At 58.0% G+C, this 9898-nt stretch carries 10 protein-coding genes; 5 read left to right on the top strand and 5 right to left on the bottom strand.

Annotation, left to right across the window (positions count from 1 at the left end):
- Window positions 1–85 precede the first annotated feature (85 nt).
- Window positions 86–640: a sigma-70 family RNA polymerase sigma factor gene (locus K1Y02_22470; GenBank protein MBX7259144.1), complete on the bottom strand. Its 555-nt coding sequence runs from the start codon at window positions 638–640 to the stop codon at window positions 86–88.
- A gap of 938 nt (window positions 641–1578) precedes the next feature.
- Here K1Y02_22470 and K1Y02_22475 point away from each other — a divergent pair.
- Window positions 1579–2733: a response regulator gene (locus tag K1Y02_22475; GenBank protein MBX7259145.1), complete on the top strand. Its 1155-nt coding sequence runs from the start codon at window positions 1579–1581 to the stop codon at window positions 2731–2733.
- A gap of 206 nt (window positions 2734–2939) precedes the next feature.
- On the top strand, window positions 2940–3584 hold the full coding sequence (locus K1Y02_22480; protein MBX7259146.1) for a uracil-DNA glycosylase family protein: 645 nt from the start codon (window positions 2940–2942) through the stop codon (window positions 3582–3584).
- A 128-nt stretch (window positions 3585–3712) separates the two neighbouring features.
- On the opposite strand, the gene K1Y02_22485 is transcribed toward K1Y02_22480, so the two are convergent.
- Both K1Y02_22485 and K1Y02_22490 read right to left on the bottom strand, forming a co-directional pair.
- Entirely contained in the window at window positions 3713–4615 is a 903-nt protein-coding gene (locus tag K1Y02_22485) for a HEAT repeat domain-containing protein (GenBank protein MBX7259147.1), read from the bottom strand.
- Between the two features lie 151 nt (window positions 4616–4766).
- Window positions 4767–5390: a hypothetical protein gene (locus K1Y02_22490; protein ID MBX7259148.1), complete on the bottom strand. Its 624-nt coding sequence runs from the start codon at window positions 5388–5390 to the stop codon at window positions 4767–4769.
- A 505-nt stretch (window positions 5391–5895) separates the two neighbouring features.
- Here K1Y02_22490 and groES point away from each other — a divergent pair.
- Together groES and groL are read left to right on the top strand one after the other, a co-directional pair.
- The gene (gene groES, locus K1Y02_22495; GenBank protein MBX7259149.1) at window positions 5896–6183 is read left to right on the top strand and encodes a co-chaperone GroES; all 288 of its coding nucleotides are present in this window, start codon (window positions 5896–5898) and stop codon (window positions 6181–6183) included.
- Window positions 6184–6233: 50 nt separating this feature from the next.
- Window positions 6234–7868 carry a chaperonin GroEL gene (gene groL / locus K1Y02_22500; GenBank protein MBX7259150.1) on the top strand — a complete coding sequence of 545 codons (1635 nt, stop codon included), beginning with the start codon at window positions 6234–6236 and terminating at the stop codon, window positions 7866–7868.
- Window positions 7869–7986: 118 nt separating this feature from the next.
- On the opposite strand, the gene K1Y02_22505 is transcribed toward groL, so the two are convergent.
- Window positions 7987–8241: a DUF1232 domain-containing protein gene (locus tag K1Y02_22505; protein MBX7259151.1), complete on the bottom strand. Its 255-nt coding sequence runs from the start codon at window positions 8239–8241 to the stop codon at window positions 7987–7989.
- On the bottom strand, window positions 8238–9158 hold the full coding sequence (locus K1Y02_22510) for a DUF4230 domain-containing protein (GenBank protein ID MBX7259152.1): 921 nt from the start codon (window positions 9156–9158) through the stop codon (window positions 8238–8240). The genes K1Y02_22505 and K1Y02_22510 overlap by 4 nt, the downstream gene beginning before the upstream one ends.
- A gap of 321 nt (window positions 9159–9479) precedes the next feature.
- Here K1Y02_22510 and K1Y02_22515 point away from each other — a divergent pair.
- The coding region (locus K1Y02_22515; protein MBX7259153.1) for a DinB family protein at window positions 9480–9898 on the top strand (419 nt) is incomplete at its 3' end.

Consider the following 9898-nt stretch of genomic DNA (forward strand, 5'->3'; position numbering starts at 1 on the left):
AACAAAACGGCCCTTCCCTCCGAGGGGAGAGGAGGGAAGGGCGTGCGCCGTAGGGCGCGGGTCGAATGGTTTGCGTGCTGGCGGATTAAGCCGCGACGCTGGATGATTCGAAGCGTATCTTGAGAGCCGCCAACGCCTCGTCGACTTCCGAACCGGCAGTCTTCTCAACGGCTTTCTGAAGTTTGGCGAGTGCACCGCCTACTTTCTTGCCGTTGCGCGCCGTTCCGAACAAGTGCCTGCTGACGGTGGACTGGGTTAGACCCAGCATTTCGGCGATGTCTTCCTGCGTCTTGTTGCAGAAGTAATACAGCTTGAGGACTTCTTTCTGCCGTTCCGTGAGTTGCGCGTCGATCAGTTCTTGGACGACAGGCAGAACACTCTGAAAGAACTCCTGGAGCGCATACCGCCGCTCCCGGTCTTCGGCTGTCTCAAACCACAGGGCCTTCTCGGCGGGGATGCTTTCAAGATAGGCCGCGCTTGTGGGAATTTCCCAAAATTCTACGTTAAACCGTGCCATGGCCGGATTCTCCTCTTCTACTTCGTCCCTCGGACTCTCTTTGTGCCGTCGTAATCGTCTTCGTGTTGGTAAAAGCTCGTTCGCCCACTCGGGGCACCGGTCGCGAGTTGAGGTACATTCGATGGTTGCGCTTCATGATTGTTCTCCCTTGCTTGCTTGCCCGTTCCTCTCGGAACACTTGGTTTCTGGTACGTAACTGCCCCTCGCGGGGCGACTAAAATGAGAAGCGCCGCAGGCGCTTTTGGGTTCCGCCTGCGGCGCTTTTTATAGCTGCCTGTGGTCTCTTGGGCCTATCCGATAGGAGGCGCCTCGAGGCGGGACCCGCGCGGGGTGATTCGCACCACCACGCCAGCGAACGTGGGGGCAACGTGCCACCCCGCCATTCGCTTCATGGCGGTTTGGAGCGTCATATGCACGTTCGAGGTCCCGTTCACAGTCTGCATTCCTTCTGAGTTATTCGCGAGATAACCTACGGGGTATTTCGCGAGCGTTGCGCAAGTAAACCACAAGTGAGCGTCGATTTCAAGTGTTTCGCCGGAAAACAACGCTCCCCGTACACTTCTTCACAGGAGTATGCGCACTTTTTCCGGTGGGTATCTGGCAGGAAGCAGAATATTAGAGGTTGCTATCGCCCTTTCAGGACTCTCATCTTTTGGGGGGCGGGTACCTGGGGTTTCGATTCGCGCCGTTGCCGCGAATCTCATCCCAGGCTGGAGTCTGCCGTGCCTGCGGCACTCCAGAGAGAAACAGTGTGGGTTATTGGGGCTTGAGGCTGTCGTGCCTGCGGCGTTTCGTTAGCGATGCAGTGTGAGGGGGGGCGGCCGTTCATGAGTACCAGGTGACACCGGGTTCCGAGGAGAAGGCCGCGACGCCCGGGACTGCGTCAGTGTGTTCAAAAGCGAACAGAATGACAAGAATTCGCGAAGGGGTGTACGAAAATGTTCACCCTCTGAAAATCCCGATTCCGCTGTAACTCCTTTCATGAAAATAGCATAGGTCCTTTCTTGACAAAAGGCACGGGGGTTGCTTTGTCTTTCTAGGCAAAGGGAGGGGTAGTCCCCATGACCATTCAAGTAACGACGGACCCCCGCGACGTAAGGGTGGAAACGTACATGGAGCGTGCGCCAGACCAACGGGTACGGGGTCGCGTATTGGTAGTCGACGACGAAAACGGACCGCGCCAAGCGTTGCGGATGCTGCTCAAGGAAGAGCACGACGTGCATATGGCGTGTGACGTGGCCTCCGCGCAAGAGATGATGCGAAGCCAGGAGTTCGACTTGGTCATCACGGATTTGCGCATGCCAAAGCAGTCCGGGGTCGAACTCCTCCGTTGGGTGAAATCAGACCACCCCGACACGGAAGTCATCATTCTTACCGGCTACGGAGACCTCGACACGGCCATGAAGGCCGTGGAATTCGGGGCGCTTGCCTACGTCGTCAAGCCTTTTGACACCAAGGCTATGTTACGGCATGTAGAGGAGGGGCTGACGAAGCGGCTTCGGGAACTCGAGCGCCGGCGTATGGAAGAGCTGGCGCTCGAGGCAAACCGCTTCGAGACGCTCGGGCGATTTGTCTCGGGTATGTTGCATGACTTGGGCACGCCCTTGTCGGTAATCACCGGCCAGCTCGAAATCCTTCAAGGCAGTCCTGACACACCGAAATCGCCGGAGCGGCTGCGTGTCGTGCAGGATCAGGTCCATTTGTGTACAGACATCGTCCGCACCGCGATGAATTTCCTTCGGCATGAAACGCAGCGCTTCAGCATACTGAATGTGAACGATCTGGCGGAGAGCTGCCTGAATGTCAGTTCGCCGCTAATGCAACGTCTAACGATACAAGCGTTCCGCGATTATGCGCCTGACCTGCCCATCTGTGAAGGCGACTTCGTGCTGATGCGGCAGGCGGTTCTGAATTTGCTCACCAACGCGTGCCAGGCCATGGATGCAAGTGCCGGGCGGCGCGAAGTCCACGTGCGCACGTGGCGCGATGACGGATTTGTATGCATCGCCGTGAGCGATACGGGTCCCGGTATCCCGGAAGAAAACCGGCATAAAATCTTCGACACGTTCTTCACCACCAAAGGCGAGCGCGGGACGGGGCTCGGGCTTGCCGCGGTGAGGAACATCATGCGGCGTCACGACGGAGAAGTGCTCGTTCGCGAGAACATCTGGCATGGCGCCGAGTTCATTTTGAGGTTTCCATTGACGCACTCGTGAGGCGGGCCACACGGACTAGTTCCCAGTAGTTCACACACACATTCTCTGGGGAAGAGTCACCTGGATCTCACAGCCCCTCCCTGCGCCCCAGGGAGGGGCGCCTGTTTTTTGGGTCTGGGAAAGCGAATCGTCGTGTGAGCACGGTTTGTTGGATGAATCCATTGTGCTCAGTGGATTCGGTTGCATGCGGCGGATACAGTGTCCGCATGAAAGGTTCAAACGAATCGAAATCCGCGCGTGCGGCACACGACGAGTCCACTTCCCTCGCGGAGCTTCTTGCGGAGGTCCGGGCGTGCCGGTTGTGCGAAGCACACTTGCCGTTCGGGCCGCGGCCCGTGCTGCGGGTGAGATCGACGGCGCGCATTCTTGTCGTTGGTCAAGCACCAGGCACGCGCGTGCATGAGACGGGCATTCCATGGAACGACCCCAGCGGGGATCGGCTGCGCCAATGGATGTCGGTAGACCGAGATACGTTCTACGACGAGTCGCGCGTTGCGATCATTCCGATGGGGTTGTGTTATCCGGGCCGTCATGCGCGGGGAGGGGACTTGCCGCCAAGGCCGGAATGTGCGCCGCAGTGGCACGCGCGATTGCATGCACACCTTCCGCGACGTGAGTTCACAATCCTTGCGGGGCAGTACGCGCAAGAGTTTTATCTTGGGGCGCGCGCGAAGAAGAACCTCACGGAGACGGTGCGCGCGTGGAGGGAGTATTTCCCGGAGTTTGTACCGTTGCCGCATCCGTCGTTTCGGAATCTGGCGTGGCTGAAACGGAACCCGTGGTTTGCGGAAGAAGTGGTGGCCGCGCTGCGGGAACGGGTACAGGCGCTTCTCATGAAGACAAGCGACTAGCGAGCATTCTCTTCTTCTTCATCCTGGACATCCTGTGCATCCCTGTTAAACAGAGAGTCTTCAACAAGGATGCACAGGATATCCAGGATGGAACCAATTCATAAATGCAAACCGGTGCTATCCGCGCATCAGGGAGTCTTGTGCGCTGCTCTGGTCTTCTGTGTGAAAACCAGAATACTCTTCGCGGTCTCCTCGTATGCTTTTGCCTCGTTCGCGAGGTCGGGTCCCTGACTAATCTTGTCGATGGCGCGTTGATAGCTTTCGGTGTAGCGGTCGCCGTTCTTCAGGCATTCGCGCAAGTCAGGCAACGCACTCTCCGCGATCTTCCCCATGAGGGCCAGCGACGAGGCAGCGCAGGCGCGGACGTACGAATCCTCGTCCTTCAAGAGAGTCTGGATTGCATGTGCTGAGTCTTTACCGAAGGGATCGACGGTTGCGAGGAAGATGGCTGCATGAGATCGCGATTCCTCGGATGTGCTGGTTATCGCTTTCAGGTACCGGGCCTTGAGGTCGTCGCGCGTGAGCAATGTGATTCCCTCGGGCAGTTCAATGCGATCCAAGTCGATGCTTCCTCCACTTACATACACCGTCAGAGTTGGATGCTTATCCCAAACGCCCGCTTCGTCGCGCCTTTCGGTCATCGACTTGACGATTCCCCCGACAACGTGCAACGTCCAATCGCACGCCATGGGGGTCTCGTCGAAGCGTTGCGCTTTGCCTGGCCCAGGAAGCAGGACGACGTTGTGCTCGGGCGCATCGACGAGAGCAAACTGTTTTAACGTATCGTTCAAAGCGGCAGTCTCGCCTTGAAAGTAGAAGTGCTCGTTTCCATTCACCCAGGAATAGTAGACACGATGCTTCTCATTGATTACGGGCATCAGTCCTTCCGGATATTCACTGTTTGCGTGCAAGGGCTCGTTACCGATGACTTCTTGTCCCATACCCCATGCGGGGAGAGCCAGGCTATTCGCCGCCACGACCACCAGCACGAGGACTGCGTGCGCGAAACTGAGACTCTTTCGTCTCGGCATACTTCCTCCTTTTCCCAGGTTGGGCTCGGGTGGGTCAGAACACTGTCGTCTATTGGATACTCGCACGGGCAGGCAAGGTTCCGCACATGCCGAGCGCGATAGATTAGAACCCAGAAGAGAACGCGTGTTCGAAAAGACGGAGCAGACGAGGTTACGACGTCTCGTGCTCGTGTTCGGAGTTGGAGAGGTGTTCGATTTGCTCGGTGAGGGCGTGGATCAACTCATCCTGCCGTGAACCGTACAACGCTTCTTGTTGGAGAAGCTGAAGGGCGGCTTGGCATTTGGCGAGGGCCGTCTTGGTGTCGCCTGCTTCCAAGGCTCGCCGAGCTGAGGCGTAGACGCGCTCGAACTTGAGGCGCGTGTCTTTCGCGAATGCTTTGGCCCGCTCGAATGCCTGTTCGGAAGGAGCAAGGCGGATTTCGCTGTTCCGGCGCTTGGGGGCCACCTCGCCACGGGCGCGCGCTTCCATGATCGCGACGGCTTCTCTCGTCCGAAGGCGGGCTTCAGCGATGCGCTCGGGTGAGGCGCGGCGCGGATCGAAAGCGGCAAGGTAGCGTCCGGAACTGGACGTGAACAGACCGTCGTTGACCGCTTGCTCCAGCGTGGGGACGTTTTTCACCCGTCCCGTCACGGACAGTACGGCACCTACCCAATGCGCCCCGTCGTTGTCATCGTCCTTTGGACCCATGACCATGACGAGCTCGGTGCCCGAGGATGCCAAGCGGCGGAGCAAGGGCTCCGTACGAACCAGCTCCTCTCTCTGATCGGCGCTCACGACGCTCCAATCCCTTTGATTCGGAAACCACAAAACCTTGCTCATAATCATACCACAACATACTATCGGCGGTATCTATCATTACTTGATAGGCATTGGTTGTACGATGCGAGGTTGAGGAGCGGAGTCCGGTCCAGCGCTCCGACGCGCCCTCTTTGCCGTCTTGGCACTCAAATGCGGCGTTTGCTAACATATTGCCATTTTGGCACGGATATGTGACCGAAATGGCGCGATACGAGGGGACGAGGCTGCCATTTGGGCAAAACGCCCCTGACGGGATTTAAAATTTGAAATCTCAAATTTGAAATTAAATTAATACAAATAAACAACTTACGCTTAAGCACGGCGAATCGGGCATGAAGCTTGCTCTAATTCTTGCAACGAGAGAAGTGCGCCGGGCGATTTCCTCGCCAGCCCGCTGTAGAAGTTGTCAAAATGGCGGGAGGCGCACCCTAAAAGTCAACAACCAATCGGCAACCGAATTGTAACCGAAGGAGAAAGAATCATGAAAGTGCGTCCTCTGGCAGATCGCATCCTGGTCAAGCGCGAAGAGCCCAGCGAGACCGTTCGCGGCGGGATCATCATCCCTGACAGCGCGAAAGAGAAGCCCCAGGAAGGTAAAGTCATTGCGGTCGGTCCGGGCCGTCTCGACGACAGCGGCAAGCGTGTTGCCCTTGAAGTGAAGAAGGGTGACCGTATTCTCATGGGCAAATACTCGGGCACGGAAGTGAAGATCGACGGCGAAGAGCACATCATCATGCGCGAAGAAGACGTGCTCGCGGTGATCGACTAATCCCCCATCAATCGAATGCCCGATTTACGCAAGACTAAGGAGACAGCACGATGAGCGCAAAGAAATTGGAATTCGGCGAAGACGCCCGCAGGGGCGTGCTTGCCGGTGTCACTAAACTGAGCCGGGCCGTGAAGGCCACGCTTGGCCCCAAGGGCCGCAACGTTGTCCTCGAGAAGAAGTGGGGCGCCCCGACCGTCACGAAAGACGGCGTGACGGTAGCCAAGGAAATCGAGCTTGAAGACAAGTACGAGAACATGGGCGCGCAGATGGTGAAGGAAGTCGCTTCGAAGACGTCGGACGTCGCGGGCGACGGCACCACGACGGCGACCGTGTTGGCGGAAGCGATCTATCGCGAAGGCCTTCGCAACGTCACCGCCGGCGCCAATCCGATGGCCCTCAAGCGCGGCATCGACAAGGCCGTGGAAGCGGTGGTCGAGCAGCTTGCGAAGATGAGCAAGAAGGTGAAAGACGACCGCGACATCATCAAGAGCGTCGCGACGATTTCCGCGAACAACGACGCCGAGATCGGCCAGATCATTGCGGACGCCATGCAGAAGGTCGGCAACGACGGCACGATCACGGTCGAAGAAGCCAAGGGTATCGAGACGACCCTCGAAGTCGTGGAAGGCATGCAGTTCGACAAGGGTTACCTCTCCCCGTATTTCGTGACCGACAACGAGGCGATGGAAGCCGTCCTTGAGAACGCGTACGTTCTGATCAATGAGAAGAAGATCTCCTCGCTGAAGGACCTGCTTCCCTTGCTTGAGCAGATTGCCAAGAGCGGTAAGCCCCTCTTGATCATCGCAGAAGACGTCGAAGGCGAAGCCCTGGCGACGTTGGTGGTGAACAAGATCCGTGGCACGTTCCAGGCGTGTGCCGTGAAGGCGCCGGGCTTCGGCGACCGCCGCAAGGCCATGCTTCAGGATATCGCCGTGTTGACCGGCGGCAAGGCCATTACCGAGGACCTCGGTATGACGCTTGAGAGCCTGACCCTTGCCGACCTTGGCCGTGCGAAGCGCGTTGTTGTCGATAAGGACAACACGACGATCGTGGAAGGCGGCGGTTCGAGCGCGGAGATCATGGGCCGCATCAACCTGATCCGCAAGCAGATCGAAGAGACGACGTCGGATTACGACCGCGAGAAGCTTCAAGAGCGTTTGGCGAAGCTTGCGGGCGGCGTGGCCGTCATTAACGTCGGCGCGGCAACCGAGATCGAGATGAAGGAGAAGAAGGCCCGCGTGGAAGATGCGCTGCACGCGACCCGCGCGGCCGTTGAAGAAGGTATCGTTCCCGGCGGCGGCACGGCGCTGCTGCGTTGCCAGGACGCCATCGACAAGGTCGGTCTTGAGGGCGACGAAGCCATTGGCGCGCGCATCGTCTACCGTTCCGTTGAAGAGCCGCTGCGTCAGCTTGCTTCCAACGCCGGCGATGAAGGCGCGACGGTCGTTCAGAAGGTGAAGGCTCAGAAGGGCAGCAACGGTTACAACGCCGAGACCGGCGAGTACGAAGATCTGCTCAAGGCCGGTATCATCGACCCGACCAAGGTGACGCGCGCGGCCCTGCAGAACGCTTCGAGCGTTGCGGGTCTGCTTCTGACCACCGAAGTGCTCATTGCCGACATGCCTGAAGAAAAGGCTCCGGCAGCGGGTGGCGGTCACGGCGGCATGGGCGGCGACATGTACTAAGCCGTACCCACGGCCACCAACGATTCACGAAACAACCCGGGGACTCGTCGAGAGACGAGTCCCCGGGTTTGCTTTATGTTGAAAGTAAGGCTGGTCCTCGGTGGTTACGTAGCCCGAGCTATTTTGCCAACCGCTTGGACTTGAACGGCAGGATGTCGATCCCCAGGTAGCGCAGCGATGCGATCAATACCGACGTGGCCAAGGCTTCATCGATGTTTCCCACGATCGGCATATTATCAGGCACTTCCACGACGCCAAACGTGAAGTTGAGCAGGAACAGAACAGACGCCAAGGCGCAGGCAACGGCAACACCTTTGCCCAGGCATCCGGAGCCTTCTTCAACGACAACGACTTTCGCGGGTTCGGAACTCATGGCGTTTCACCTTCCCGGTATACGACCTTCATGGTTACTCCATCGGCGAGCGTTTGAACAAGGGGAGCGAAGAGTTTTGTTCTGACCAGCGATTCGCCTTCGGTGTCCGCTTTTTCACGAAGCATAGGCTTAGAACCTTCCTTCAACACGGCGTCACGCAATTCCTTTTTGGCCTGTTCTTCGAGAAAGGCGCCCGAATAGCTGCCCAAGCGCCCCCAACCCACGTCTGTTCGAATCTCGATGAGTTCGGGGTTGGACTGAACCTCTACCATCTCGGTATCGAGAACAGGCCGGGGCAGGAAGACCGTCAGGCATTTCGCGTCAGCGTCGTAGGAGAAATCGCTTTCGTCCAGGGTATCAAGAGGGATGTAGTACTGAACCTTGTTGCCTTGCGCACGCAACGACGTGACCGTGTCGCCCAGCTTGATGTCCCCAATGAACTTGATGGCGTACTTCTTCTCGCTCGTCTTCTCGACGACCGCGGTTACGGACTGCGTGTAGACCACCAGCTTTCCCGATTCACGCGCGCTTTCGATGGACCCCACAAACGCGGTCCGGTAGTTGACCTCGGTTTTGAACGCGCCGCGCAGACCGTCCGCGAGCTTTCCTGCGCTGTTCTCGGCGGCGGTCAATGCGCTCGACGCCAAATCCTTCGCGCCGGTAGCGAGTTCTTTGGGGGCGCGGTAAAAGATCACATATGCGAGAGCCGCGGCGGCCAGAATAGCGACAATCAGCACCGCAGCGCACGAGGGCGACCCATACGAGCGCTTCAGCACCACGACAGTCGTACCCTGCGAAGCTTCAGCCGTCGCCTGGGGCGTCTCGTCAACTACGACAGGCACAACCACTTCCGCGGGCGCTTCCGCCGGTAACGTGTTCCCTGAGTCGCTCTGCAGATTTTCTTGTCCCTCAGCCATTCGTACCCTTTCTTCGCCGTGGTTCCAGCTAGAGTGGCTTCTCTTGGTACCACTATCCCTTAACCCGTAGACAAGGTTTCTGCACCCCATTTAGACGCCTGGAGGAGGACGGCGGTTTACGGGTTCTAGCGGTGTATCTGGCGAGCGGACAAGATGCGACAACAACGGGGTTGACAGACGGGCGGGATATATGCTAAATAAATATTCAGTATTTTGTGAGGGTTCGCGGCACTGTACGGGACCATTCTAGGAATTGGAGGCTCTTGGGAGGGCTATCCTATTCGTCCGGCATGCCTCATTTCACACGCAAGGAGATAAGCTATGACGATCATGGACACGATGTTGCCGGAGTATGAGCAGGAAATGGCAGTGACGCGCAAGACGTTGGAGTGCGTTCCGGATGCACTGTGGGACTACAAACCCCACCCGAAGTCGATGACGATGGGGGCGCTCGCCTCGCACATCGCGGAATCGCACGGCTGGGTCATGGGAACCATGCAGTCGGATGAATGGGTAATGGACATGGCGACCTACAAGCCATTTGTCGCCGCGAACCGCGAAGAGCTTCTGAAGGCCTTCGACGCAAATGTCGCCGAAGCGAAAGGGGCGATGAAGGGCGCAACCGACGCACACCTTGGCGTGATGTGGTCGATGAAGAATCCGGATGGCAGCATCATGTTCGCGATGCCTCGCGGCAGTGTGCTGCGCTGCTTCGTGCTCAATCATACGATTCATCACCG

The organism is Candidatus Hydrogenedentota bacterium (genome assembly GCA_019695095.1).
GTDB lineage: Bacteria > Hydrogenedentota > Hydrogenedentia > Hydrogenedentales > SLHB01 > JAIBAQ01.